The organism is Catellatospora sichuanensis (assembly GCF_007483665.1).
In the GTDB taxonomy this organism is placed as follows: domain Bacteria; phylum Actinomycetota; class Actinomycetes; order Mycobacteriales; family Micromonosporaceae; genus Catellatospora; species Catellatospora sichuanensis.
The window spans coordinates 28,420-51,618 of record NZ_VIQO01000001.1; the positions used below are offsets into that span (position 1 = coordinate 28,420).

Annotated in this window: 33 protein-coding genes; 19 read left to right on the plus strand and 14 right to left on the minus strand. The window is 66.8% G+C overall.

The features are described 5' to 3' along the window. Nucleotides 1–31: 31 nt before the first annotated feature. The 16 genes from FLL47_RS45195 to FLL47_RS45200 all read left to right on the plus strand — a co-directional run bounded on the left by FLL47_RS45195 (nucleotide 32) and on the right by FLL47_RS45200 (nucleotide 9,772). Entirely contained in the window at nucleotides 32–424 is a 393-nt protein-coding gene (locus FLL47_RS45195) for a CHC2 zinc finger domain-containing protein (protein WP_222106082.1), read from the plus strand. Beyond that, nucleotides 336–890: a toprim domain-containing protein gene (locus FLL47_RS44055; protein WP_246157934.1), complete on the plus strand. Its 555-nt coding sequence runs from the start codon at nucleotides 336–338 to the stop codon at nucleotides 888–890. Before FLL47_RS45195 ends, FLL47_RS44055 begins: the two co-directional genes overlap by 89 nt. Further along, nucleotides 887–1,330, plus strand: a complete 444-nt coding sequence (locus tag FLL47_RS15015) for a hypothetical protein (RefSeq protein ID WP_144121145.1) — start codon at nucleotides 887–889, stop codon at nucleotides 1,328–1,330. Before FLL47_RS44055 ends, FLL47_RS15015 begins: the two co-directional genes overlap by 4 nt. Then, complete coding sequence (locus FLL47_RS15020) at nucleotides 1,317–1,694, plus strand: hypothetical protein (RefSeq protein ID WP_144121146.1); 378 nt, start codon at nucleotides 1,317–1,319, stop codon at nucleotides 1,692–1,694. Before FLL47_RS15015 ends, FLL47_RS15020 begins: the two co-directional genes overlap by 14 nt. Then, entirely contained in the window at nucleotides 1,687–2,352 is a 666-nt protein-coding gene (locus FLL47_RS15025) for an RNA ligase family protein (RefSeq protein WP_144121147.1), read from the plus strand. Before FLL47_RS15020 ends, FLL47_RS15025 begins: the two co-directional genes overlap by 8 nt. Continuing rightward, nucleotides 2,349–3,137: a hypothetical protein gene (locus tag FLL47_RS15030; protein WP_144121148.1), complete on the plus strand. Its 789-nt coding sequence runs from the start codon at nucleotides 2,349–2,351 to the stop codon at nucleotides 3,135–3,137. The genes FLL47_RS15025 and FLL47_RS15030 overlap by 4 nt, the downstream gene beginning before the upstream one ends. Continuing rightward, nucleotides 3,134–3,802 carry a hypothetical protein gene (locus tag FLL47_RS15035; RefSeq protein ID WP_144121149.1) on the plus strand — a complete coding sequence of 223 codons (669 nt, stop codon included), beginning with the start codon at nucleotides 3,134–3,136 and terminating at the stop codon, nucleotides 3,800–3,802. The genes FLL47_RS15030 and FLL47_RS15035 overlap by 4 nt, the downstream gene beginning before the upstream one ends. Nucleotides 3,803–3,874: 72 nt before the next feature. After that, nucleotides 3,875–5,932: a ribonucleoside-triphosphate reductase, adenosylcobalamin-dependent gene (gene nrdJ, locus FLL47_RS15040; RefSeq protein WP_144121150.1), complete on the plus strand. Its 2,058-nt coding sequence runs from the start codon at nucleotides 3,875–3,877 to the stop codon at nucleotides 5,930–5,932. A 107-nt stretch (nucleotides 5,933–6,039) separates the two neighbouring features. Then, the gene (gene thyX, locus FLL47_RS15045; protein WP_222106084.1) at nucleotides 6,040–6,756 is read left to right on the plus strand and encodes an FAD-dependent thymidylate synthase; all 717 of its coding nucleotides are present in this window, start codon (nucleotides 6,040–6,042) and stop codon (nucleotides 6,754–6,756) included. A gap of 169 nt (nucleotides 6,757–6,925) precedes the next feature. Beyond that, nucleotides 6,926–7,129: a hypothetical protein gene (locus tag FLL47_RS15050; protein WP_144121151.1), complete on the plus strand. Its 204-nt coding sequence runs from the start codon at nucleotides 6,926–6,928 to the stop codon at nucleotides 7,127–7,129. Nucleotides 7,130–7,290: 161 nt separating this feature from the next. Beyond that, a complete protein-coding gene (locus FLL47_RS15055; RefSeq protein ID WP_144121152.1) occupies nucleotides 7,291–7,686 on the plus strand; it encodes a hypothetical protein in 396 nt (131 codons plus the stop codon). Between the two features lie 263 nt (nucleotides 7,687–7,949). After that, nucleotides 7,950–8,111, plus strand: coding sequence for a hypothetical protein (locus FLL47_RS42940; RefSeq protein ID WP_186315748.1), 162 nt, complete (start codon nucleotides 7,950–7,952; stop codon nucleotides 8,109–8,111). Then, a complete protein-coding gene (locus tag FLL47_RS15065; protein ID WP_144121154.1) occupies nucleotides 8,108–8,353 on the plus strand; it encodes a hypothetical protein in 246 nt (81 codons plus the stop codon). The genes FLL47_RS42940 and FLL47_RS15065 overlap by 4 nt, the downstream gene beginning before the upstream one ends. Nucleotides 8,354–8,429: 76 nt before the next feature. Continuing rightward, entirely contained in the window at nucleotides 8,430–8,738 is a 309-nt protein-coding gene (locus FLL47_RS15070; RefSeq protein WP_144121155.1) for a hypothetical protein, read from the plus strand. 408 nt (nucleotides 8,739–9,146) lie between these two features. Then, a complete protein-coding gene (locus tag FLL47_RS15080; RefSeq protein ID WP_144121157.1) occupies nucleotides 9,147–9,374 on the plus strand; it encodes a hypothetical protein in 228 nt (75 codons plus the stop codon). Next, nucleotides 9,374–9,772 (plus strand): deoxycytidylate deaminase, encoded by a 399-nt coding sequence (locus FLL47_RS45200; RefSeq protein ID WP_144121158.1) that lies wholly within the window; start codon nucleotides 9,374–9,376, stop codon nucleotides 9,770–9,772. Before FLL47_RS15080 ends, FLL47_RS45200 begins: the two co-directional genes overlap by 1 nt. A 117-nt stretch (nucleotides 9,773–9,889) precedes the next feature. Here the strand turns inward: FLL47_RS45200 and FLL47_RS15090 are convergent, their stop codons facing one another. The 3 genes from FLL47_RS15090 to FLL47_RS15100 form a co-directional block, all read right to left on the minus strand. Next, nucleotides 9,890–10,087 carry a hypothetical protein gene (locus tag FLL47_RS15090; RefSeq protein WP_144121159.1) on the minus strand — a complete coding sequence of 66 codons (198 nt, stop codon included), beginning with the start codon at nucleotides 10,085–10,087 and terminating at the stop codon, nucleotides 9,890–9,892. A 55-nt stretch (nucleotides 10,088–10,142) separates the two neighbouring features. Then, entirely contained in the window at nucleotides 10,143–10,556 is a 414-nt protein-coding gene (locus FLL47_RS15095) for a hypothetical protein (protein WP_144121160.1), read from the minus strand. 97 nt (nucleotides 10,557–10,653) lie between these two features. Further along, nucleotides 10,654–11,103 carry a hypothetical protein gene (locus tag FLL47_RS15100; RefSeq protein ID WP_144121161.1) on the minus strand — a complete coding sequence of 150 codons (450 nt, stop codon included), beginning with the start codon at nucleotides 11,101–11,103 and terminating at the stop codon, nucleotides 10,654–10,656. Between the two features lie 217 nt (nucleotides 11,104–11,320). On the opposite strand from FLL47_RS15100, the gene FLL47_RS15105 reads away from it, so the two are divergent. The 3 genes from FLL47_RS15105 (at nucleotide 11,321) to FLL47_RS15115 (ending at nucleotide 13,087) form a co-directional block, all read left to right on the plus strand. Beyond that, nucleotides 11,321–11,968, plus strand: coding sequence for a SprT-like domain-containing protein (locus tag FLL47_RS15105; protein ID WP_144121162.1), 648 nt, complete (start codon nucleotides 11,321–11,323; stop codon nucleotides 11,966–11,968). Between the two features lie 67 nt (nucleotides 11,969–12,035). Then, nucleotides 12,036–12,371, plus strand: a complete 336-nt coding sequence (locus tag FLL47_RS15110; RefSeq protein ID WP_144121163.1) for a hypothetical protein — start codon at nucleotides 12,036–12,038, stop codon at nucleotides 12,369–12,371. A gap of 77 nt (nucleotides 12,372–12,448) precedes the next feature. Then, nucleotides 12,449–13,087, plus strand: coding sequence for an FAD-dependent oxidoreductase (locus FLL47_RS15115; RefSeq protein WP_144121164.1), 639 nt, complete (start codon nucleotides 12,449–12,451; stop codon nucleotides 13,085–13,087). Nucleotides 13,088–13,244: 157 nt separating this feature from the next. On the opposite strand, the gene FLL47_RS15120 is transcribed toward FLL47_RS15115, so the two are convergent. The 11 genes from FLL47_RS15120 to FLL47_RS15175 form a co-directional block, all read right to left on the minus strand. After that, entirely contained in the window at nucleotides 13,245–14,225 is a 981-nt protein-coding gene (locus FLL47_RS15120) for an HpcH/HpaI aldolase/citrate lyase family protein (protein ID WP_246157945.1), read from the minus strand. Continuing rightward, nucleotides 14,222–15,385, minus strand: a complete 1,164-nt coding sequence (locus FLL47_RS15130; RefSeq protein ID WP_144121165.1) for an acyl-CoA dehydrogenase family protein — start codon at nucleotides 15,383–15,385, stop codon at nucleotides 14,222–14,224. The genes FLL47_RS15120 and FLL47_RS15130 overlap by 4 nt, the downstream gene beginning before the upstream one ends. Before the next feature lie 4 nt (nucleotides 15,386–15,389). Continuing rightward, nucleotides 15,390–15,773: a Zn-ribbon domain-containing OB-fold protein gene (locus FLL47_RS15135; RefSeq protein WP_144121166.1), complete on the minus strand. Its 384-nt coding sequence runs from the start codon at nucleotides 15,771–15,773 to the stop codon at nucleotides 15,390–15,392. A gap of 70 nt (nucleotides 15,774–15,843) precedes the next feature. Beyond that, nucleotides 15,844–16,956 carry a thiolase C-terminal domain-containing protein gene (locus FLL47_RS15140; protein ID WP_144121167.1) on the minus strand — a complete coding sequence of 371 codons (1,113 nt, stop codon included), beginning with the start codon at nucleotides 16,954–16,956 and terminating at the stop codon, nucleotides 15,844–15,846. After that, a complete protein-coding gene (locus FLL47_RS15145) occupies nucleotides 16,953–17,351 on the minus strand; it encodes a MaoC/PaaZ C-terminal domain-containing protein (protein WP_144121168.1) in 399 nt (132 codons plus the stop codon). The genes FLL47_RS15140 and FLL47_RS15145 overlap by 4 nt, the downstream gene beginning before the upstream one ends. 64 nt (nucleotides 17,352–17,415) lie before the next feature. After that, entirely contained in the window at nucleotides 17,416–17,880 is a 465-nt protein-coding gene (locus tag FLL47_RS15150; protein ID WP_144121565.1) for an FAS1-like dehydratase domain-containing protein, read from the minus strand. A 37-nt stretch (nucleotides 17,881–17,917) separates the two neighbouring features. Beyond that, a complete protein-coding gene (locus FLL47_RS15155) occupies nucleotides 17,918–18,919 on the minus strand; it encodes a RidA family protein (RefSeq protein ID WP_246157949.1) in 1,002 nt (333 codons plus the stop codon). Next, on the minus strand, nucleotides 18,907–20,367 hold the full coding sequence (locus FLL47_RS15160) for an MmgE/PrpD family protein (RefSeq protein ID WP_144121169.1): 1,461 nt from the start codon (nucleotides 20,365–20,367) through the stop codon (nucleotides 18,907–18,909). The genes FLL47_RS15155 and FLL47_RS15160 overlap by 13 nt, the downstream gene beginning before the upstream one ends. Then, on the minus strand, nucleotides 20,360–21,547 hold the full coding sequence (locus FLL47_RS15165; protein ID WP_144121170.1) for a CaiB/BaiF CoA transferase family protein: 1,188 nt from the start codon (nucleotides 21,545–21,547) through the stop codon (nucleotides 20,360–20,362). Before FLL47_RS15165 ends, FLL47_RS15160 begins: the two co-directional genes overlap by 8 nt. Then, nucleotides 21,544–22,638: an LLM class flavin-dependent oxidoreductase gene (locus FLL47_RS15170; protein WP_144121171.1), complete on the minus strand. Its 1,095-nt coding sequence runs from the start codon at nucleotides 22,636–22,638 to the stop codon at nucleotides 21,544–21,546. The genes FLL47_RS15165 and FLL47_RS15170 overlap by 4 nt, the downstream gene beginning before the upstream one ends. After that, a complete protein-coding gene (locus FLL47_RS15175) occupies nucleotides 22,635–23,135 on the minus strand; it encodes a MaoC family dehydratase (RefSeq protein ID WP_222106085.1) in 501 nt (166 codons plus the stop codon). Before FLL47_RS15175 ends, FLL47_RS15170 begins: the two co-directional genes overlap by 4 nt. Between the last annotated feature and the right edge of the window lie 64 nt (nucleotides 23,136–23,199).

A 23,199-nucleotide genomic window follows, 5' to 3' on the forward strand; every position in this document is an offset into this window, starting at 1 on the left:
TTTGTAACGTAAGACAGAACGGAGGGCCCTGGTGGAGAAACCGCCGATTGACCGAGTGCTTGAGCACTACGGCGCACAGTTCGTCCCCACCGGGGCCCGGTGGAGGCGGATGAAATGCCCCTTCCAAGAGTCGGGGGACAGGAACCCTAGCGCGTCCGTCAACACGGAGCTTGGCCGCTTCAAGTGCTTCTCATGTGACGTGAATGAGGATGCGTTCGGCCTGGTTATTTGGAAGGGAGATGCAAGAGATTTTGTCGGTGCCAAACAGTTCCTTGAGGACCTTCTTGGCGGAAGCTACGGAAGCGTACAGCAACAGTCTTCGCGACAGTCCCGCCGTGGAGTATTTGAAGAGTCGGGCCCTGTCCGGGGTCAACGCTCAATCGCTACGTCTCGGGTACGTAGAAAACCCCTTAGCGGGTCATGAGCTTTACCGGGGAATGCTGGCCATTCCCTACCTGACCCGATCGGGCGTAGTGACTATGCGCTTCCGGGCCATCCCTCCGCACGAGGGACCGAAATACCGCAGTGTCCCCGGTGATGAACCAAGAATGTTCAACACCAATGACCTGTGTAGGCGTGAACCGTTCGTGTGCATCACAGAGGGCGAGTTTGACGCCATGACCGCCCACCAAGCGGGTTTGCCGGCCGTGGGCATAGCGGGGGTCAACGGGTGGAAGCCGTATTTCGCTCGGGCCTTCAAAGGCTACGCGGCTGTCTACATCCTTTGCGACAACGATGACAAAGGCCAGGGCAAGGCGTTCGGGGAGAAGGTAGCGGCTCAGGTCACTAACTCTCGAATCGTGATCCTCCCCGAGGGCCACGACGTGAACTCATTCGTAGCGACTGAGGGCCCGGATGCCCTCCTAGACAAACTGGAGGTCAAGCGATGAACAAGGGTGACAAGGTCCGCATGTTGCGGGACTTCAACGGCGGTGTTCCACGTATGGGCGACATCGGCACGGTGATTGATACGGACCATACCTCCTTTCCTTACCAGGTTCAGTGGAGTAGCACGTGCATCCTGTGGATGCGAGCCAATGAGGTTGAGCGCGTAAGCGTGACCTTGGCTGCACCGCCGGTCGGCATGACCTCCGCCCAGCTTGCGGAGTACACGGATGGCTTTATCCGTGCGGCTATGGCCCGTGTAAACGGGGTCGGGAGTGAGCAGTACGAGACTCCCGAGGGTCAGCGGTTTGAGCGGATGTCCCCCGTTCAGATCCTTGAGATGGCCCGTGAAGAGGCTCAGGACTTGGCCGTTTACGCCGCCATGACTGACATCCGTATCGCCCGACTGATTGACGCTTTGGAGGCTAAGAATGTGGCCGTTTAAGAAGCCTGCGGTTGAGCCCGTGGTTACCTCTGACTTCATCTATGAGGAGGAGGACCCGCCGGAGGACCCCGTTGCCCTTGAGTGGGATCTCAAGATGGCGGTTGCCATTCGGAAGCTCTCCGCCATCTACGTTGAGCAGAATTGGCACCTTCACTTTGAGGGCAAGGGCATGGGTGTCCCGCTTCCGGCGGGACTTCTGGAGTTCATCGCCGTAAACGTGGCGGACCTTCACGCCTCAGAGGCTCAATACTCCGGCCTTGGTCGAATGCTGTTCTTCCGGGATCAGGACTACCCGGATGACATCGACATCTACTTGCACGTTGGTACGGCCTCCCCTCGTAGTCAGGAGCTTGACCTTGTCTGAGACTTACCCCTCTTTCCGCAAGATCCCCCGTCTTCACAAAGACATCATCATCACGGAGAAGATTGACGGGACTAACGGCCTGATCTCCATCCGGACTGAGCGTTTCGATTCTCAGGCTGACATCCTGCCCGGTGAGATTCGGGTTCCGAATGAGGCTGAGGGCCTGGTGTACGTCCTCCGGCCTGGCAGCCGGAACCGGTGGCTCACGATGTCCGACGATAACCACCAGTTCGCCAAGTGGGTTCGGGCGAACGCTGAGGCCCTGGTTGCACTCGGGCCCGGTCACCATTACGGCGAGTGGTTCGGTCAGGGCATCCAGCGAGGCTACGGCCTCACTGAGAAGCGGTTCGCCCTCTTCAACGTGGCCCGGTGGTACAACCCCACCATTGACCCCGATGTTGTGGAGCGGTTTGAGGATGCCAAGCCTGCCCCCGCGTGCTGTGACGTTGTGCCGGTGCTGTGGATGGACAGCGGTAAGAACCTCAACAACGCGGTTCTAGGCAGTCTCTACACCCTCCGGGACACAGGCTCATGGATGGTGCCAGGGTTCCGAAACCCTGAGGGCCTGATCGCTTTCCACACAGCCGCCGGCCAGTATTTCAAGGTTCTCCTTGACGGGGATGACATCCCGAAGAGTCTTGCTGAGGAGGCTTGGTGAGCACTACTGAGCGCATTGTCATCCTGCCCGACACGCAGTTTCCGCTACACGATCCGGTGCTGACAAAGAAGTTGGCGGAGTTCATTTGGGAGTACGCCCCTGACCAGGTGGCGCACGTTGGTGACCTGACTGACTCCACCGAGCTTGGCCGGTGGGTTCGTGGCCTCCGGGGTCAGTTCACCGGGGGCCTTGAGGGTGGCTTTCAGCAGACCCGAGATTGGTTGGGCTACATCCGCAAGGGTTACGACGGTCCGTTTCACCTCAGCCGCGCCAACCATGATGACCGGTTGGAGGCAGCGATTGAGCGGCATCTCCCCGAGATTGCCGGACTGACCATCAAGGGACAGGTCATCTCGATTGAGAACGCCTTGGACTTTGACGGGTTCGGCGTGACGTATCACCAGACCTATCACGAGCTTGCGCCCGGATGGCTGCTGACTCACGGCGATTGGGGTTCTATCTCTCAGATCCCCGGCAACACTGCGTTGATTCAGGCCAAGGCCCTTGGTAAGTCGGTGGTGTGTGGTCACACGCACCGTGCCGGTTTGGTGGCCGGGCCCCTAGCCTCGGACCACCAGAGCATTGAGGTTATGGGCATGGAGGTAGGCCACGCCATGGATCGAACCATGGCGACATACCTCAAGGGTGGAAAGAACAGTTGGCATAACGCGTTCGGAATCCTCCGTGTCGAGCGAGGCAACAAAAAGAAGCCGCGCGTCTACCCGGAGCTTGTGATGATCGCCGATGATTACAGCTTCATGGTTGAGGGGGTCCGTTACCGATGAACATGGATGAGATTGTGGACCTTCTCCCCCTCATCGCGCACGTGTCGCGTGACGTTCACTATGCCTACGGCATTGAGGAGGAGGAGGCTTACGGCCTTCTCGCCCTTGAGGTGGTGGAGCGTTCGCGTGACTACCTGATCCTTTGGCGTGAAGGTCAGTCCGGGCTCATCGAGACGCGGTTGAAGAACGTTGCCGCTGTGCACGCTCGCGCGGACAGAGTGAAGCGTGTAAACGAGTCAGACCAATACTTCTACGATCCGGAGTATGTCCGGCTGTTCCTCCCGTTCTTCTTTGACCGTGAAGACTGGGACAACGGACCGGCCCCGGAGGATGCGTCCACCAAGTGGACCACCGGGGAGGCTCGGGATACCGCGCTGGACATCAAGCGCGCTTGGGGCCGACTCAAGGAGTGGCAGGCTCGGATCATCGAGGAGAGGCACCTTGGCAAGCCGTCTGAGGACGGGGGCCCTGACTGGGACGCTATCTCGGAGGTCACCGGTAGGACTGGCGCACAGTCGGCACGTACCGGCTACGCCAGGGCCACGCGGGAGCTGTCCATGGAGATGAACACAGCCCGGACTGATCGCACCAAGGGTCACGAGGGGCCAGGGGCCCGGCAGGCGTTGAGCAACGCGCAAGCCAACGCGGTCATTTCCAACACCTGATACTAAGATTTGTAATGTCGAAAGGGGGATGCGCCTTTGGGCGCATCCCCTCCTACTTTGAAGGGAGCCTGTGTGGCTAACTTTGGCCCTACCGGCAGCATCGTGTTTGAACGAACGTACTCACGCCCCAAGCCCAACGGGGACCGGGAGACTTGGGAGGAGACGGTTAAGCGGGTTGTTGACGGCAACCTGTCGCTTGTCTACGGCACTCAGAATGAGTGGCCGGAGGAGGCGTTTGAGGAGGCAGCCCAGCTTTACGGCTACATGGATGACATGGCCATCATTCCGGCTGGCCGGCACTTGTGGGCATCGGGCATTCCCGGACGCCAGTACCTCTTTAACTGTCATGTCAGCGGATGGGGAGCCAAGCTCAGCGATCATTTCGAGTTCAGCTTTATGCGGCTCATGGAGGGTGGCGGGGTGGGTAGCAACTACTCCACTCGCTATATCGAGAAGTACGGCAACCCGCGACGTGTACTTCACGTCCACATCGTTTGCGACCCTGCCCACCCGGATTATCAGAAGATGAAGGCTGAAGGCCTGATCTCCTCCGAGTATTCCCACGAGTGGGCGGGAGCCTTCCCGGTGGAGGACTCGCGTGAGGGTTGGGCTGCTGCCCTGGTGGACCTGGTGGATACCTTCATGACCCCGGAGGAGGTCAAGCACTCCCATCGGGTCTATGACGTGTCGCGTGTCCGTGGGGAGGGACAGCCGCTCCGTACGTTCGGGGGGACCGCTAGCGGACCGGGCCCGTTGGCGCGGCTACTGATCCGTACCTCCGTTGTCATGAACTACGCCAAGGCTGACGGGTTTACGCCGCTCCGTGCCATGGAGATTGATCATGAAATTGGGGCCTGTGTGGTGGCCGGCGGAAACCGGCGGAGTGCCCGGATGTCGATGGTTCGTTGGGATGACCCGCACGTAATGGAGTTCATCGGGTGCAAGTCGGATACCGCGCTCCACTGGACTACCAACATTTCCGTAGAGATCGATAACCGGTTCATCCGTCACCTCCGGCAGGTTCGGGACGGTGCTCCGATCATCGGTGAGCGTAAGCGCGCCTACGAGGTTCACAAGGCTGTGGTTACCGGCATGTTGGAGAACGGGGAGCCCGGTTACTGGAATTCCTCCCTGAGCAATCAGGGCGAGCCTACCGAGGTCATCTGCACCAATCCTTGCGGTGAGATTGCTTTGACCGAGTGGGAGAACTGCAATCTTGGTCATATCTCTATGGATGCGTTCGCCCCAACGGTCAAGGGTGGTCAGCCGGATTATGCCGGACTGATTGAAGCGCACCGGCTGATGGCCCGCTTCCTCATCCGTGCAACGTACGGGGATGTCACCGACCCGAAGCAAGCGGCAGTGTTGGCGCGGCAGCGGCGTATCGGCGTGGGGCATTTTGGGGTTCAGGGCTTCCTAGCGAAGATGGGCATCAAGTTCAGTGAGGCTAGTGCAGACCGATACTTCCGGGACCTCCTAGAGGAGTGCCGGGAGGCTGTCCGTGAGGAGGCTAGGGCCTACGCCTTCACCCTCAGAATCCCGGAGCCCGTGAAGGTTACGACCGTGGCACCCACGGGGAGCATCGCTAAGCTTCCTGGAAAAACCGAGGGCATCCACCCCGTTCTATTCCGTCACTTCATCCGACGTGTGCGGTTCTCCACCGTTGACCCTGACCAGTGGTCAAAGGTGTTGGAGTTCGCTGAGCAGGGTTACCACGTTGAACCGGACTTGAGTGCGGCCAACACTTACGTGGTGGAGTTCCCGACTAAGGAGCTTCTAGTTGAAGAGGTGGAGAAGCTGGGATATCCGGCCTCCATCGTTGAGACTGCGGATGAGATCCCCCTTGACCGGATGCTTGCCTTTCAAGCGATGTATCAGAAGCACTACGCCGATAACGCGGTGAGCTTCACCGTGAACGTGCCTCAGGGCGTTTACACGGTCGAGAGTGTCATGGACACCCTTGCCGAGTATCTGCCCTCCTTGAAGGGAACCACGATGATGCCGGAGTCTTCCCGGCCTCAGGCCCCGTATGAGCGCATCACTGCGGAGCAGTGGGAGTCAGCAACCGTGAAGACGGTTGAGGACAGTGTTGATGAGGACTGCACCAACGGGAGTTGCCCGGTCAGGTAGCAACTCCGGATTTTCCAACACTTCAAGCTAAGATTTGTAATGTCAGAGAGGGCCGGACGAACCGGGCCGGTCCTCTCCCCTCCCCTCACCCTTTAGGAGCCTTTAGCGTGCGCGTGACCCCGATTGCTCAGACCCTCATTGACTGGGATGCGGTAGTGGATGCCCTCCCCGAGAGTGTGTTTACCAAGGAGGCCCCAACTGAGTTTTGGGTTGAGGACATGGACGCGCTCGGGGAGCTTGCCGGTAGGGCCTGTTATAAGGCTTGGGACCGGAAGAACCCGGCCACTGCGGAGACTGAGGGATATCTCAAGAACATCCTCTCCCAGGGTCACTACAGCGTGCTTGAGCACTCCTCCGTGACGTTCTATGTGGAGGGTGTTAGCCGGGCCCTGCTGGTGGAGCTTGAGCGTCACCGCTTCCTCAGCTTCTCCGTGGAGTCTCAGCGCTACGTGGACCAGGCGGAGAGCCACCCACACCCGGTGATCCCGCCGGCCATCCGTGACGACGTGCCGGCCAGGCTCGCGCTTCAACTGACGTACGCCAGTGACATTGCGGTTTACCGCAACGTGGTCAACCGTCTCACTGACCAGGGCAAGCCCATCAAGGAGGCGCGTGAAGCGGCTCGGGCGTTCCTGCCGAACGCGACCCCCGTGGACCTGGTGGTAACCGGCAACCTGCGGTGTTGGCGTGACGTGCTAGGCAAGCGCTATCACATGGCAGCGGATGCCGAGATTCGCGAGTTCGCCACGGCGATTCTTGGTCACCTCCGGGAGATTGCCCCGCACTCTTTCCAGGACTTCCCCAATGAGCCTTTCGCCAAGTAGGCCCTTCCGGGCCTTCTACATCCCCGGTAGCCAATGGGCCCTCTACTGCCGCAGATGCGACACCACCGAGACGGGTTTTCGGCTAGAGGGCATTCACGACCGGGCAAAAACTCATGCCACCTGGTGGCATTCCAAGCTCACGGTAACCATCAACCCTTAGGAGGCAACAGTGATCATCATCCTTAACACTCAGGTCCGAGGTTCCACGCTCGTTGAGCTTGAGGCTGCGGCGACTGCCGCTTGCGTCGCGTTCTTTGGCACTCAGCCTTACACGATGCTGAACTCTCAGGGTTACGCCAACATGGGCGTGACCGATGAGAACGGCGTGCCTCTTGAGTACACGTATGACGTTCAGGCTGCACCGGTCCTCTGACGGACACGGGGCCCCTACGGGGGCCCCCACGGTCCGCCGTTTAAACATCACCGACTCACCTAACCGCTGTCCTTTCGACGGTAAGCGGATGGTCATGGAAGACCTCGGGTTCACCGAGATACACGATTGCTTGCATTGCGGATATCGGGAGGTACACGGTAATGATTACTCTGACTGACGCTCGGGACCTGCTCAAGAAGGCCGTTGACACTCAGGGCCCTGACTTCGTCTACAACCCGGATGGCGCTTACCTCTGCCGGTATGAGCCGATCCCGGATGATGAGGGGATGCGCCCGGAGGACCCCCGATCGAAGACCGGTTGCCTTGTCGGTGTCGCCCTTGACATTGCCGGGATTACCGCCCATCACGGCTTTGCGGGCAGCGTCTCGGGCCTGGCCCGTGAGGGCCTGGTTCGGATGGAGGATGAGGCCGTCTGGTATCTCGGCAAGGCTCAGTATGCGCAGGACCGGGGGACCAGTTGGGGCGATGCTCTGGCGCTTGCTGAGGCTTCGCTTGAGCGGAAGCCTGAGCCGACTAAGGCGGTTTGGCTTGCGTAAGACGATCGCCGTTGGCGCGGTTGCCGTGATCGCTACCGCCGCCCTTCTAGTGGCCTGTGACGACACTCCGGCCTGTGCCAGCAAACCGGCCCCCCGGCCTCCGGCCCCTGCCCCGAGGGCCCCCACGGTGAGGCAGCAGCCGGTAGCCCCGCGACCGGTACAGAAGCCCACCAGCTACCGAACTGAGTACCGGAACGGTGTTCCCGTAGTAATTCCGATCATCGTCGGTGACGACGATTACGACTGTGACTAGGAGGCCAGATATGCGGATGACGATTGAAGCAACGGGCAAGGAGAAGAAAGAGGGCCTGTCCGCTCTCGACGTGGCAAAGCTTCTCGTGCTGGTCACCCCGGACATGAAGGTGTCTTACCGGATGGGCTTCCGGGGTCAGGTTATCGCGATGATCATTGAGGCCAAGCGTTGAGCGTCTTCACGGTCCTGTGGCTTGGATGGCTGGCCTACTTCGCCATTGTTGAGGGTGTGGCCCTCTTCAACAGCAAGCCCGGAGACACCCTCTCCGAGCATGTATGGATGTGGTTCGGTACGAACTTCAAGCGCGGTGAGAACCCCCGGCAGCCTTCCGGCTGGACCCGTGGCCGGCGGTTCATCCTCCTTGCCTTCATGGCTTGGCTGACGCTGCACTTCCTCACCGGTGGCATCTTCTAGCCGCTCCCCTTCCCCGTTCACTGGCCCCGAGGTTCAACCGCCTCGGGGCCTTTCTATGCCCTTGGAGGAGATTCCCTTGAGTGACACAGTCTTTATCGTCGGTGGACCTAAGCACGGTCAGCGCATGAGTTCGTATGAGCAGACGTACGCGCTCAACATGGCGGAGATGCGGAAGCTCAACGCGTATGACTTTGGCGGAAGGGTTGGCGACATCTACCACCGCCCGACAGGGCCGTCTTTTGATGTGGTCACGTATCCCATCATCCGCATTCCCATCGGGTCACGATTCGTCAAGGTGGCGCATCACCCGGACATCACTGAGGAGACGGCTAAGCGGTACGTCGGTGACCTGATGTACGCCGCTTGGGAGAAGTCCACCAAGTGAGAATCCTGATAACGGGTTCTAGGACTTGGGAGGACAAGGGCCGCATCCGTGCGGCCCTTTCCCCTTTCTTCGTTGAGCTAGGCCCGGACGTAACCCTAGTGTCCGGGGCGTGTCCGCCCCGATGGATTGAACAACCAGACGGAACCCGGAAATGGGTTCCCGGTGCCGACTATCTCTGTGAGCAGGTGGCCCGAGAGTTCCTGTGGACTGTCGAGAGGCACCCCGCCAATTGGGAGGCCCATCGCAAGCGGGCCGGTTTTGTTCGTAACGATCAAATGGTCAGCCTCGGTGCTGACCTTTGTTTTGCCTTCATCCACAACAACTCCCGTGGCGCAACCATGTGCGCTGACCTAGCCGAGAAGGCAGGCATCACCACTGTGATTGAGAGGTTCAATGACTAGAGCGTTTGTGCTGGCATCCAACTACCAGGATGCGGAGCGAATCGCGCGCAAGCGGCAGCTCAAACCGTCATGGAAGTTCATTGCGGATGGCAGCGAGCTACGAGGCACCAAACACCCGGTGGTGTTCATGGCGTGGGACTGGTCGGCGCACAAGACGATTACCGAGTGGAATTGGATCAGGCAGTATCTGACCCTGACTCAGGCCAACATCATCCGCGTTGAGCGCGACACCTGATGCGGCCCGGTTGGGATGAGTATTGGCTCGGGATGGCTCAAGCTGCCTCAGCTCGTGCGGACTGTAGCCGGAGGCGCGTTGGCGCTGTGGTGGTCCAGGGTGGCCGGTTGAAGGGTGGCGGGTACAACGGGAGTCCTCCCGGTTCGCCCCTGTCGTGTTTGGCCGGCGGATGCCCACGGGCAACCTCCGGGGTTGCCCCCGGCAGCTCCTACGACACCGGGCCCGGTGAGTGCATCGCCCTTCACGCCGAAATGAACGCGGTTGTAGATGCTGGCCGGGACAAATGTCTAGGCGGAACCCTGTACGTCACGGAGGAACCGTGCGGAGGGTGCCGGAAGCTCCTAGCCGCCTCCGGGCTAGCTCGGGTGGTGTGGCCCTCGGGTGCACTGACCCTGTAGGCTTGCGCACGGTTGGCGAAGAGGTAGCGGGTTACCGCTGTTCCCCTGAAGTTCTCTCTTGCTGACACCAGAAGGACCGCCAACCAAAGAAGAGGCCCCCTCCGGGGGGCCTCTTCGCTATTCCGGGGGATCGTACTTCAAGACGTAGTCCCCGTTATCCACGAACTGTTTAAACCCTTCAAGGGTGGACTGACCGGGGCCAAAGGGCCCGTTGTCCGTGAACACGTTCGTATCGGTCACCTCCGTCACCCGGAGGTCAGGCTTACTTGTGTCGTACGCCCTGGCGTACACCTGCCCTACCCGCACGCTCGCCATGCCCTCACAGTAAACGAAAAGAGGGCCCCCGGAGGGGCCCTGAGCTGCCAGTCTGTCACATGTCCATCGGGTAATGGCCGGGGCCGGCACAAAGGTCAAGCGACAGGCCGTGAGGGCAAAGCGGGTAGAGCAGCGCGTAAAGCTTCTCCCAAGCGTCCGGGATCGGGGACTCTTCAAGCTCGTGATGAGCGTGAGTGCTCATCCGGGCCCCGAGGAACGCAAGGGCCTGAGCCTCAGTGGAGAACCGGACCCGGTAGGTGTGACGGTTGGAGCAGTGGTGAACCTCCATGAGAAGGCCCTCGGGGGCCTCCTCCACCAGGTCCGCCGGAGCGTCCGGGTAGAAGACCTGATCCCGGTAACCGTCCTCCCCGTAAACGACCCATGCGCCGCGCGCCACGTCGTAACCGGCCTCTCCGCGCTCAGCCCAACGCTTGAGGTCCGCAACCTTCATTCCGCCGTACGTGACCATTGCCGTTCCCTTCCTCGTACTTGCTGACGTTTAAACGTTACCAATATGAGTATCAGAAGTCAAGCGGAATGGGGGCCCTTTCGGGCCCCCTCCTTACTCAGTTCGCGGGAGCGTGCTTCCGAATCCGACCGGCCTTAACCTTGCCCTCCTTGCCGCAGTCAATGCAGGTGGAGTAAATCCGCTTGGGGTTCTTGACACCCGAGTTCTTGCACTCCGCCTTAGCCGTCTCCGTGGGCTTGGCCCAACCCGCAATGTCCTCAGCGGTGCAGCAAGCGAGGCACGGGGCCCACTCGGCAATCTCGGCAGCCGGGATGCGGAAGACATCCCCGGTGAACACCGACCGGCGGTAGTTCGCGCAGAAGTCCGAGCGGTGAGCGTGGCTGCCCTTACCGGTGCGGTAGAACGGGGAAAGCTCGGCGGCAACCTTGCCCTTGAGGCGGTTGATAAGACGCTCCTGCATTTCCCGAGCCTCAACCGGGGCCCCGTTAGCAAGCATGAGCTGCATGTTCTCGCGAGCCTTGGTGAGCTGAGCGGTGGCGTTCTGCATTTCGTTCCCCTTTGCTTGGGCTTCCCTTGCTGACACCCCAAGCTTATATCTGTAACGTTTAAACGGCAAGCCCTGAGGCTCATACTTTCGGTCAACATTCAATGACTGAAGCTAAGGTTTGTAAGCTTGACACGGTTTAAACGACCGGGTAATGTTCGTGTTGTCAGCAAGGGAGCAGGGCCCAACCGGGGCCCTGACCACACGAAAGGGGCCTGACATGACCGCCATCCACACCCGCGAGTCCTGGTTGCTGAACGCTGTTGAGGCCCTTCGCCCCCGGTTCGCTGAGGTTGGGATGCCGATCCCGGAGAAGCTTCACGTCAGCGTGGGTTTCGGGTTTGGCGCTAAGGCTGAGTCCTCGGTGATCCTCGGTCAGTGTTGGGCCAAGCGCGCCTCCGACGATGGCGTTAACCACATCTTCATCGCTCCGACCGTTGGCGACACTGCCCGCGTTCTTGACATCCTCATTCACGAGTTGATCCACGCTGCGGATGACTGCCAGAACGGCCACAAGGGCGCGTTTGCCGAGGCTGCCACCCGCCTTGGCCTTGAGGGCAAGATGACCGCAACGGTTGCGAGCCTGCCGCTTGCTGCGGAGATGCTTCTCCTTGCGGAGACGCTTGGGGAGTACCCGCACGGTGTTCTGTCGGGTGCGGTTCGCACTCGGGCCCCCAAGGTGCCCGTTCCCGCCACGCCTGGTGATGGTGAGGCCGGGGGCCGGATTTCCTCCGGGCCCGGTACTCAGGGAACGCGGATGCTCAAGCTTGAGTGCCCGTGCTGTGGCTACACGGTCCGTACCACCGCCAAGTGGCTTGCGGTTGGCTTCCCCTCCTGCCCCTCCGGGACGGAGATGATCGCGGCCTGACGGCCCCCTGAGGGGCCCCTACGGGGGCCCCTCTTCATATAGTTGACCCCTGAGGAAGGAAGTTCACATGACTGAGCAGAATCCGCCGGCCAAGCTCCCCCGGACGCCGGAGGCCATCCGTGAGGCCGTTGAGGCGTTGCGAGTGTCCGACCCTGAGGGAGCGCTCATGCTCCAGATTCGCGCGGCCCTGAGCGATGGTCACGGGCAGCGGATCACCGACCGTGCGGCGTACGCTCGTGCACAGCAGGTTGACGGGATGCTCCGTGATGCTGACCGGGGAGTTGCCGACATGGCGAACCGGGGAGAGTTGTCCGTCACCGATGCTGACCTGATCAGGCTTGCGATCGCTGAGCCCGGCAACCGGGCGAAGCTTGCTCAGCAGTTGGCCGCGCGGCAGAGGTAGCAGGTCTAAGCAGGTCAAGGGCCCTCCGGGGCCCTTTTTGCTGGTCAACGGCTGTGCGTTTATCAAAGTACAATAACGTGTTCACGTACCGCTTCCGCCCGCAGGGCACGCTGAGTTTCGCCCCCGGCGAGTACGGGCACCTGTTCTTCCCGCAGCTGCTGCGCCGGTTCACCAAGCCGGTGCGGGAGATCTCCTTCGCCTCCGCGCCCGGCGACGACGAGGTGTGGTTCACCCTCGACCACAGCTCCGGGTCGCCGTTCCAGGAGCACTTCCGTTCGCTGACCGAGGGCGCGGCGATGCAGGTGTTCGGCATCGGCGGGCACCTCAAGCTGCCCGACGACCCGGCCCGGCCGCTGGTGCTGGTCGGCGGCGGCATCGGCGTGACGCCGTTCCGCTCGATCCTGCGCCACCTGCGCGTACACCAGCCGCAGACCCCGGTCGCGCTGGTGCATGCCGCCCGCGGCGACTACCTGTTCGGCGAGGAGTTCGCGGCCATGCCGATCGCGTACCACCGGGTCGGCCGGGTCGAGCTGGCCGACACGCTCGCGGCCGTGGCCGACGTCGAGCCGCCCGCCGAATACCTGGTGGCAGGTTCGGATGCGTTCATCTCCGGCGCGGTCGAGCACCTGCACAACGCCGGCGTCCCCGACAACGCGATCCAGACCGACACCTTCAAGGGCCTGCACGACCACGACCCCGCCGCCGTCACCCCCTGACCGCCCGCCCGCGCCGCCGCATCCTGCCGTCGGCGCGCCGCGCCTCGATCATCGGACTTGCCTGGCACCTGTGCGTATCTTGAGCAGTGATTCGCACAGGTGCCAGGCAAGTCGAGCGATCATGACCGGTCGGCCGACGCGGACCGCGTGGCACGGATCAGTCGGCGGCGAGCAGGCGGCGGGCGGAGCGGACGACGGCCTCGTCGACCAGGCGGCCATGGGCGTCCAGGCAGACGCCGGAGCCATCCCGCAGGGCCTGCTCGTGGCGGTCGACCAGGTCCCGGGCCGCGGCCAGCTCCGGCTCCGTCGGGGTGAAGACCTCGTGCACCACCGGCAGCTGCGCGGGGTGGATGCAGGCCCGGCCGCGGAAGCCCAGCCGCTTCATCGCCTGCGTGGAGGCGCGCAGGGCGTCGAGGTCGCGGAAGTTCACCGACACCGGGGCGACAGGCGGGGCGATACCCGCCGCGGCGCTGGCCAGCACGGCCTGCGAGCGGGCCCAGAGCAGCTCGCGCTCGTCCGGCCCGAGGGTGACGCCCAGGTCGGCGGCCAGATCCGCCTCACCGAGCTGCAACCGGGCGACCCGCGGCCCGCGCGCGATCGCCGGCGCGGCCAGCACCGCCGCCGCCGACTCCAGCAGCGGCACCACCTGCACCGAGCCCACCGCCAGCCCCGCCGCCCGTTCCAACCCGCCCAGCACCGTATCCAGCGCGGACAGTTGCTCCACCGACTCCGTCTTCGCGACGCACAACCCGGCCAGCCCCGACCCGACCACCGCGGCAGCGTCAAGGTGCCCCAGCTCCCCTGGATTCACCCGTACCCACACCCGCCGCCCCACCAGGCCGTTCCCGGAAGCCGCCCCATCCGGCCCGGTGCCCCGCCCACCGGCCGCCTGCACGGAGATCGCTGTTTCGTGCCTGGGAATGGGGCCAGACCGCAGATCCTGACCGGGGACGGCGATCATGCCCGCCGCGCCGCGCGCGACGCCCGCCAGGAAGGCGGCCACCGCGGCGCGGGCGGCGTCCTTTCCGCCGGGGGGTACGGCGTCCTCGAGGTCGACGATGAGGGCGTCCGCGCCGACGGTCAGCGCCTTGGCCAGCTTCGCCGGGTTGTCGCCGGGCACGTACAGGTAGGACCTCATCCGATCGCGCCCTTGCCGGCCAGCAGCGCACGGGCGATGACGATGCGCTGGATGTCGTTGGTGCCCTCGCCGATCATCATCAGCGGCGCGTCTCGGTAGAGGCGCTCGACGCCGAACTCGGGCGAGTACCCGTACCCGCCGTGGACCTGCATGGACAGTAGGGCGCAGTCGACGGCGGCCTCGGAGGCGTGCGCCTTGGCCATACCCGCCTCCAGGTCGACGCGGTGCCCGGCGTCGGCGCGCGAGGCGGCCCAGTGCACGAGAAGCCGTGACGACTGCACCTTCATCGCCATGTCGGCGAGCTTGAGCTGGATGGCCTGGAACTCGCCGATCTTCTGCCCGAACGCCTCCCGCTGGTTCGCGTACGCCAGCGCGGTGTCGTAGGCCTCCTGCGCGATGCCCAGCGCCCGCGCGGCGACGTTGATCCGCCCGATCTCCAGCCCCGACAGCACCTGCTGCATCCCGCGCCCCTCGATCCCGCCGAGCAGCTGCGTCGCGGGCACCCGCACCCCGTCGAAGACGATCTCGCACGACTCGGGGCCCTTGTAGCCGAGCTTCGGCAGGTCGCGCAGCACCTCGAAGCCGGGCGTACCGGCCTCGACGAGCAGCACCGACATGCCCCGGTGCGCGGGCTCGGCGCTCGGGTCGGTCTTGCACAGCACCGGCAGCGGGTCGGCGTGCCGGGCGTTGGTGATCCACGTCTTGCGGCCGTTGAGCACGTAGTGGTCACCGTCGCGGCGGGCCGTGGTGCGGATGCCCTGCAGGTCGGTGCCCGCGTCGGGTTCGGTCAGCGCGATGCCGGTGCGCCGCGCCCCGGTGGCGAGTTCGGGCAGGTAGCGGTTCTTCTGCTCGTCGGTGCCGTGCCGGGCGATGAGCCAGCAGGACAGCGAGTGGCTGCCCAGGATGCCGGCGATGCCCATCCAGGCCTTGGCGATCTCCTCGAAGACGATGGAGAACGAGACCATGTCGGCGGCCAGGCCGCCGTACTGCTCGGGCACGGTCAGGCCGAACAGGCCCAGCTCGCGCATGGTCGCCACGATCTCCGCCGGATACCGCCCGGACGCCTCCCACTCCCGGGCGACCGGCCGGATCTCGCGGTCGGCGAAGGCGCGGATGGTCTCGCGCAGCAGCCGCTGCTCGTCGTTGAGCTCGAAGTCCACGGGTTCACTCCTCGGTGGTGAAGACGGGCAGTGCCCGCCCGTCGGGCAGCGGCCGCCAGGCCAGGGTCACGGGCAGGTCGCACCGCGGTTCGGTGACGTCGATCAGCGCGGTGAGCAGGATCGGGCCTTCGGCCAGGCGCACCCTGGCCACGGTGTAGGGAACTGCCACCGCCGGGTCGGGGGCACGGTGGATCACGGTGTACGAGTCCACGACGCCCCGCCCGGTCACCGGCTCCAGCCGTGGCGCGGCGCTGCCGCAACCGGTGCACAGCACACGCGGCGGCAGCTGGGCCAGCCCGCACCGGGCGCAACGCTGCACCATGAGCTGCCGGGATCGCGTGGCGTCCCACCAGGGCGCGGTGACCTCGTCCTCGGGGATCTCCGCCATCAGGGCTCCCGCCCGGAGTCGGTGCCGCCGGCCGGAGACGGGTCGCGCTCGGCCGGACCGCGTGTCGTCGTCATCGGACTCCCAGGACAACCGTGGCGTGGCTGGAGGCGATGCCGCCGGTGCCATGGACCAGTGCGGTCGCGGCGCCCTCGACCTGGCGCGCCCCGCACTCGCCGCGCAGCTGGCGCACCGCCTCGACGAGCAGCAGGACGCCGAGCTGGCCGGGGTGGCAGTAGGACAGGCCGCCACCGGTGGTGTTCACCGGCACACCCGCCCAGTGCACCCCCGCGCCGGGCGGGCAGAAGCCGAGCTGCTCCAAGCCCAGCGGCACGCTGACGGTGAACGAGTCGTAGAGCTGGATGACGTCGATCTCCTCCGGTCGCACCGCCGCGCGGGCGAACGCGCGCGCCCCGGACGCGGCCGCGCCCGTGCTGAGCAGATCGTCCGGTGTGGCCATCGCCGCGTGGGTGACCGACTCGCCGTAGCCGAGCACCCGCACCGGCGCTTTCGCGAGGTGGCGGGCGCGGTCCAGGGAGGTCAGCACGATCGCGCCGCCGCCGTCGGTGACCAGGCAGCAGTCCAGCGCGCCGAGCGGGCTGGAGATCATCGGCGCGGCCAGCACCTCGTCGACGGTCAGCGGCCCGGCCGCGTGCCGGAACGCGGTGGGATTGCGCAGCGCGTGCTCGCGCGCGGCGACCGCGACCCGGGCCAGGTCGGAGCGGTCCAGCCGGTACGTGTGCAGGTAGCGCTGCGCGGTCATGGCGTAGTACGACAGCGGCCACAGCGGCTGGTAGGGCTGCTCGAACTGCGCCTCGGGGGTGGCCGCGTCGTAGCCGCCGCCGATGTTGCGGGAGCGGGCCGAGCGCTGGTTGGAGGCGAACGCGATCACCGCGACGCTGCACTGCCCGGCCTCGATGGCCTGGGCGGCGCGGGCCACGTACATCTCGAATACGGCTCCCCCGGCGGCTGTGGAGTCGGTCCACGACGGGCACAGGCCGAGCTGGTCGGCGAGCTGCGTGGCCGGAAAGCGGCCGTGCCCGGTGGTGGCGATGCCGTCCACGTCGCACACCCGCAGCCCGGCGTCGTCGAGCGCCCGCGCCACCGCCTGCGCCAGCAGATGCTGCGTGGACAGCCCGGTATGCCCGAGGTCGCACTCGGCCGCCCCGACGATCGCAACGCTCACGGTGCCACCAGCACCACGGTCGCGCCGGCCGGGTGCACGGCGACGCGGCCGTCGTCGGCCACGGTGACCTTCAGGGTGAGGATCGCGGTGGCGCCGTCGACCTCGACGACCTCGCCGGTGGCGACGATCGTCTCCCCGGCGAAGACGAGGGCGGCGAAGCGCAGGTGCAGCCGGGTCAGCGTGGCGCCGGGGCCCGCCCAGCCGCGCACGAGTTCGGCCAGCAGCGCGCCGAACAGCTGCCCGTCGACGACGGGCCGGGTCAGGCCGCGCCCGGCGAGGTAGTCGGGGTCGTAGTGCAGGCGGTGCCAGTCCCAGGTCGCGCCCGCGTACGCGATCATGTCGGGAAGTGTGATCGTGCGCCGCAGTTCCGGCAGCCGCTCGCCCACCGCGGTCATGCCGTCTCCTCGCTGCGCTCGTCGGCGGCACCACCGGGCCCGCTGACTCGCTCGCGATGCTCGCTCATGCGCCACCACCCAGGTAGATCAGCGTCTCGGTGTTCACGGCCAGCAGCTCCGCGCGCTGGTTGCGGTAGGTCGCGGTGGACAGCACCACCAGCATCGGCGTGCCGCCGCCGGTGACGCGCTCGGTCATCGACTCCAGCCGCCAGGTCACGGTGAGCACGTCGGACGCACGGGCGGGCTGGTGGAACTCGTAGGCGTTGCCGCCGCGGACCAGCCGCGCACCGGGCACGTCCAGGTGCCAGCCGTGGCCGGGGTAGCCGTCGGCGTCGGCGGGCAGGTTCGCGTACTGGTTGGTCTCGCAGATCATCGTCGGCGGCGCTTCCGGGTCGTCGCCGCTGGTGTACGCCGGGTCGTCGGCCCCGATCGCCTGCGCGAAGTAGCGGATCGCGGCGCGACCGATCTCCTCCGGCGCGAGGTAGACCACCTCGCGCCCGAGCTGCGCCCGCAGCTGCCCGGTCAGCATGGTCACGACCTCACCTCACGGCTCGTGGAACGCGTGCTCATGCCGCCTCCACCCGCTCGGGCAGCAGTCCTCGCGGCACGACCTCGATGAGGAACTCCGGGCGCAGCAGCGCGTCGCAGACCACCGAGGTCACCACCGCGCCGGGGAAGTACTCGGCGCGCAGTTCCGCCAGGCGCGGGTAGGCCGCCACCGCGTCCGGGGTGACGTATTCCAGCAGCGAGACCGTTTCCGCGCCACCGGCCACGCCGAACACGGCGGCGATGTTGCCGTACACGAAGGCGGCCTGGGCGAGCAGGTCGTGCTCGTGCACGGCGGTCTGGGTGACCGGGTCGAGCGCGCCGAACCCGGCGCCGAACACGTGCCGCCCGGCGACCACCGCGGGCTTGTAGGTGAGCGTGTCGTACCTGGCCCAGCCGGGATTGACCGCTTGCAGCGGGCCGGTCGCGGCGACCGCGTCGAGCGCGACCATCGCGCCGGGCGCGAGCGGCACGTCCACCAGGATGCCGGCCGCGCCCGGGTGCACGGGGCCGTCGCCGAGCAGCTCGCGGCGCGGCCGCCCGCAGCGCGGGTACGACGCGCGGGTGGCGGTGGCGGTGTAGTCGGTGGTGAGCACCAGGTTGTCCAGGCCGAGCCGCAGCGGGGCCAGGATCTCGCGGACCCGCAGCAGGCAGGCCCGGTACTGGTCGGCGAACTCGCCCTCGGTGGTGAACACGCTGGGCAGGTAGACCACGCCGTCGGCGACGCGCAGCACGTCGCGGTCCGTGCCGCGCAGCACACCGCCGCCCGGGTACGCCGTCACGGCCACCCGGTACCGGTCGGCGCTGCCGGGGAAGCCGCGCACCGGGATCGTCGACACCGGTGCCACGGTGCCGTCGAGCAGCACGTCCCGCCCCGCGGCGACCTCGGCCGGGTCGATCGCGGCGGTGACGTACTCGACGAGGTGCACCACGTCGGAGGGCTCCAGCTCGTGCGCCGCCAGCGCGGCGGCCGCGTGGGCGTAGCCGCCGACCGCGGGCAGGTGAATCGTCAGGCCAGGCACGTCACCAGCTCCTTCACGTCGGGTGCGGTGGGCAGCGCGGCCAGCGCCGCGAGCACCGCGTCGGCCCGCTCGCCCAGGTTGGCGCGGGCCTTGGCCACCAGCAGGTCGTCCAGTCCGGGGTCGTCGGCCCCGCCGCCGCACCGGGGCACGCCGACCTCGCGTACGCCACCGTGGGCCAGCTGCGCGCGCAGGCGGCCGGGCGCGTCCGCGGCCGCGGTCGGCACGTCCTGGCGCAACGGCTCGATCGCCACCCGTCGGGCCAGCGCGACGATGTCGGGCCGGAACGGGTCGTCGAACACCTCGACCGGCAGCGCGCCGTCGAGCAGCATCGCGGCCACGCACCAGGCCGCGGAGAACTTCGCCGCGTACGGCGTGGACGGCAGCGTGTCCCCGCCGACGATCGGCAGCGCGTCGGGGTGCAGCCGCACCACCAGCGCGGTGATCCGGGCGACGTCCACGTCGCGGCGCAGCAGTGCGGCCGCGTCGATGGCGGCGTGGCTGAGCCGGCAGGCCGGGTAGGGCTTCACGGTGATCCGCTCCGCCTCCCAGCGGTCTCCGAGCCCGCCGTGCAGGGTCTCGGCGTCGGGGGTGCGCCCGGCCAGCGCGGCGAACAGCCCGTTCGTGCCGTCGAGGAAGCCCGCCGGGCCGGTCGCACCCGCGGCGGCGAGCCGGGCCGCGACGATGCCCGAATGTGCTGCGAAGCCGGGGTGCAGCTGCTTGGTGGAGCCGCCCGTGTGCAGGAACTCCAGCAGCCCGGACGAGCCGCTGGCGGCGATGCCCGCGGCGTGCACGGTGGTCGCGGCGTCCAGCCCGAGCAGCCGCGCGGCGACCACGGCCCCGGCGATCGTCCCGCAGGCCGAGGTGGCGTGCACCCCACGGGCGTGAAACGCATGCGGAGCCGCCGCGCCCAAACGGCACACAACCTCCAACCCGGCGGTGTACGCGGCCAGCAGCTGCTCGCCGCTCGCCCCGGTCTGCTCGGCCAGTGCCAGCGCGACCGGCGCGGTGACCGCGGTCGCGTGCACCAGACCGGTGGCATGGGTGTCGTCGAAGTCCAGCGCATGCATCGCGACCGCGTTCCCGAACGCGGCTGCGGCGGCGCCGATCCTGATCGGATCGCGGAGCGCGTCGGCGGTGCCGGGCTCATGCCGGTCGGCGGCCGTCGCCGAACCGATGGCCGCCACGCGGTCACCCCGTGCGGACCGGGCACCCGCCTGGCCGGACAGGGTGGCCTCGGTTGGGCCGGTGCCGACGTGGCCGAACAGCGTGGCCTCCGGTGGGCCGCCGAGACTCCGGGCGACCTTCGCGGCGGCGGGCGCTTCGGCTCTGCGTACCCCCGCGATCAGGCAGCCCAGCCCGTCGAGGAGCCGGTGGCGCGCCGCGGCGCGCACCGGCTCGGGGATCTCCGCCCAGGTCAGGCCCGCCGCCCAGGTGACCAGGTCAGGCACCGAAGGCCCCTGCCGTGCGCAGCCGTTCGACCTGCTCCGGGCTGTAGCCGAGCAGGTCGTCGGTGACGTAGCCGAAGTCCTCGTTGCGGCGCGGGGCGCGGCGGTAGGCGGGGGGCTCATCGCCGACCCGCACCGGCGAGGCGACCTGGGTGACCGTGCCGAAGGCCGGGTGCTCGGTCTGCACGACCATGTTGCGCGCCCGGGTGTGCGGCTCGGCCAGCGCGGCGGCGACGTCGTTGACCGGCCCGCAGGGCACCCCGGCAGGCTCCAGCACGCCGAGCCAGTCGGCCACGGTCCGGGTCGCGAACGCGCGCTCCAGGATCTCCAGCAGCTCGTCGCGGTGCTGCTGCCGCAACGCGAACGTGGCGAAGCGCGGATCGTCGGGCAGCTCCAGCACCCCGGCCAGCCGCCGCCAGAACTTCTCCTTGGCGCAGCCGACCACCAGCCACCCGTCGGCGGCCGCGAACACCTGGAACGGCACCAGCGACGGGTGCGCCGAGTGGCGGGTGCGCGCGGGCGCGAACCCGGCGCTCAGGTGCCAGGTCGCCGGGTAGGTGAGCAGGCCGATGGCGGTATCGAACAGGCTCAGGTCGCAGTCCATGCCCTGGTCGTCGCGCCGGGCCGCGTGTACGCCCGCGAGCAGCGCCATCGCGGCGACGAAGCCGCCGGAGTAGTCCACCATGGACAGCCCGGACTTGGCGGGCGGCCCGTCGGGCTCGCCGGTCAGCGACATCCAGCCGGCCAGGCCCTGCAGGATGTAGTCGTAGCCGGGCTGGGCGGCGCGCGGGCCGGTCATCCCGAACCCGGTCAGCGAGCAGCACACGATGCGCGGGTTGACGTGCTTGAGGTCGGCGTAGGTCAGCCGCATCCGGGCGGGCACGTCGCCGCGCAGGTTGGAGTAGACGGCGTCGGACTCGGCGACCAGGTCCTCGAACACCTCACGGCCCGCGGCCGTGGACAGGTCGAGCGACAGCGAGCGTTTGCCCCGGTTGAAGGTCTCGAAGAACAGCGAGTCCTCGCCGTCGGTGTACGGCGGCACGTAACGGCCGACGTCGCCGCCCGACGACGGGTCCTCGATCTTGATGATCTCCGCGCCGAGGTCGGCCAGGTGCAGGCTGCCGAACGGGCCCGCGCCGTACTGCTCGACGGCGATCACGCGGATGTCGGCCAGTGGTCTCACGCCAGCTCCCGGATGAGGTCGATGATCGCGTTCTGCGCGCCACGGATCTGCGCCGGGGCGAGCCCGTGGGTGGGCGGCGACAGCTTCACCGCGTCGGCGAGCCCTTCGTAGCGGGCCAATCCGGCGGCGACGTCGTCGCGGGTGCCGCTGAGGGTGTACGCGGCCGCCATCGGCGCGGGCACGAACTCGGCGAGGGCCTCGGCGGCCCGGCCCTCGCGGCGCGCGGCGACGATGGCCGTGTGCTCGTCGGCGTACTCGGCGAACAGGTCGGCATAGGTCTGCACGCTGGCGTAGAAGCCGACCACACCGCGCGCCCGGTCCCGGGCCACGGCCGCGTCGGCGTCGACCGAGCAGCAGGCCGACACCACGACCTCGGGAAGGTCGCCCAGGGGCGTCGCCGCGCTGCCGCCCGTCGCCTGCGTTGCCGCTGCGGTGTCAGCCGGAGGCTGTGCCGTGCCCGCACCCGCAGTTTTGTCTCTGCGAGTGGAGCCTTTGCGCAGCATGGGCAGGATCGCCTCGGCCAGGTGCGCGGGCGGGCACAGCTCGTGCGACAGCCAGCCGTCGCCGATCTCCCCGGCCAGCGCCGTCATCGCCGGGCCCATCGCGGCCAGGTACACCGGGATGCGCTCACGGACCGGGCGGTAGGGCCGCCGCCAGCCGCGCACGTTGATCGAGGCCTCGCCGGTGTGCTCGATCGGCTCGCCGGTGTACGCGCCCGCGACCACGGCGCGGATGATCGCGACGGTGTCGCGCAGCCGGGCCACGGGCGGGTCGAACGGCATGCCGTGCCAGTCGCCGATCAGGCGGCGCACCCCCGTGCCCAGCCCGAGCCGGAACCGGCCGCCGGACAGCTCGTCGAGGTCGAGCGCGGACAGCGCGGTGAGCATCGGGCTGCGGGCGAACGCCAGCGCGATGCCGGTGCCGACGCCCGCCCGGGTGGTCGCGGCGGACAGCGCGGCAGCGGTCACCGGGGCGCTGCGGTGCAGCTCCGGGGCCCACAGCACGCCGGCTCCGGCGTCCTCGGCGCGGCGGGCCGCGTCGGTCAGCTCGGCCAGGCTCTCGCCCCAGGGCTGGAAGTCCAGGCGGATCATGCGGTCATCGGACCGGTCTTGGCGACCGGGAAGTGGTCCTTGTCGTGCGGGGCGTCGCGCTTGTAGACCATGACGGTGCGGGTCCACGACATGACCTCGTCGCCGTCCTGATTCAGGCCGCGGGTGCGGCAGGTGACGATGCCCGCGTACGGGCGGCTGCCCGACTCGCGCAGCGCCGTGACCAGGGACTCGGCGTAGAGGGTGTCGCCGACGAACACCGGATGGGTGAGCCGGATGCCGTCCCAGCCGAGGTTCATCAGGGCGTTCTGGCTCATGTCCGAGACGGACAGGCCCAGTACGATCGCCACCGACAGCCCGGAGTTGACGATGAGCCGCCCGTACGGGGCGCGGCTGGCGAAGTGCTCGTTGAAGTGGTTCTGGTTGGTGTTCATCGTGAGCAGGGTGAACCAGGTGTTGTCGGCCTCGCTGATCGTGCGGCCGAGCGGGTGCTGGTAGACGTCACCCACGGTGAAGTCCTCGAAATAACGGCCGACCATGGCGCCGACGCTAGCCACGCGTTGACCAGCCCGTCAAGGGCTTGTTTCTCACAGCGAATCAGTG

What these genes read in the sequence shown, in the direction of transcription:
- FLL47_RS15035 (WP_144121149.1), top strand. Translation starts at nt 3,134, where the DNA reads ATGAACATGGATGAGATTGTGGACCTTCTCCCCCTCATCGCGCACGTG.
- FLL47_RS15095 (WP_144121160.1), bottom strand. Translation starts at nt 10,556, where the DNA reads ATGGTCACGTACGGCGGAATGAAGGTTGCGGACCTCAAGCGTTGGGCT.
- FLL47_RS15020 (WP_144121146.1), top strand. Translation starts at nt 1,317, where the DNA reads ATGTGGCCGTTTAAGAAGCCTGCGGTTGAGCCCGTGGTTACCTCTGAC.
- FLL47_RS15105 (WP_144121162.1), top strand. Translation starts at nt 11,321, where the DNA reads ATGACCGCCATCCACACCCGCGAGTCCTGGTTGCTGAACGCTGTTGAG.
- FLL47_RS15110 (WP_144121163.1), top strand. Translation starts at nt 12,036, where the DNA reads ATGACTGAGCAGAATCCGCCGGCCAAGCTCCCCCGGACGCCGGAGGCC.
- FLL47_RS15055 (WP_144121152.1), top strand. Translation starts at nt 7,291, where the DNA reads ATGATTACTCTGACTGACGCTCGGGACCTGCTCAAGAAGGCCGTTGAC.
- FLL47_RS15145 (WP_144121168.1), bottom strand. Translation starts at nt 17,351, where the DNA reads ATGACCGCGGTGGGCGAGCGGCTGCCGGAACTGCGGCGCACGATCACA.
- FLL47_RS15150 (WP_144121565.1), bottom strand. Translation starts at nt 17,880, where the DNA reads ATGCTGACCGGGCAGCTGCGGGCGCAGCTCGGGCGCGAGGTGGTCTAC.
- FLL47_RS15100 (WP_144121161.1), bottom strand. Translation starts at nt 11,103, where the DNA reads ATGCAGAACGCCACCGCTCAGCTCACCAAGGCTCGCGAGAACATGCAG.
- FLL47_RS45200 (WP_144121158.1), top strand. Translation starts at nt 9,374, where the DNA reads ATGCGGCCCGGTTGGGATGAGTATTGGCTCGGGATGGCTCAAGCTGCC.
- FLL47_RS42940 (WP_186315748.1), top strand. Translation starts at nt 7,950, where the DNA reads ATGCGGATGACGATTGAAGCAACGGGCAAGGAGAAGAAAGAGGGCCTG.
- FLL47_RS15170 (WP_144121171.1), bottom strand. Translation starts at nt 22,638, where the DNA reads ATGATCCGCCTGGACTTCCAGCCCTGGGGCGAGAGCCTGGCCGAGCTG.
- FLL47_RS15135 (WP_144121166.1), bottom strand. Translation starts at nt 15,773, where the DNA reads ATGGCGGAGATCCCCGAGGACGAGGTCACCGCGCCCTGGTGGGACGCC.
- FLL47_RS15090 (WP_144121159.1), bottom strand. Translation starts at nt 10,087, where the DNA reads ATGGCGAGCGTGCGGGTAGGGCAGGTGTACGCCAGGGCGTACGACACA.
- FLL47_RS15015 (WP_144121145.1), top strand. Translation starts at nt 887, where the DNA reads ATGAACAAGGGTGACAAGGTCCGCATGTTGCGGGACTTCAACGGCGGT.
- FLL47_RS15175 (WP_222106085.1), bottom strand. Translation starts at nt 23,135, where the DNA reads ATGGTCGGCCGTTATTTCGAGGACTTCACCGTGGGTGACGTCTACCAG.
- FLL47_RS15120 (WP_246157945.1), bottom strand. Translation starts at nt 14,225, where the DNA reads ATGAGGTCCTACCTGTACGTGCCCGGCGACAACCCGGCGAAGCTGGCC.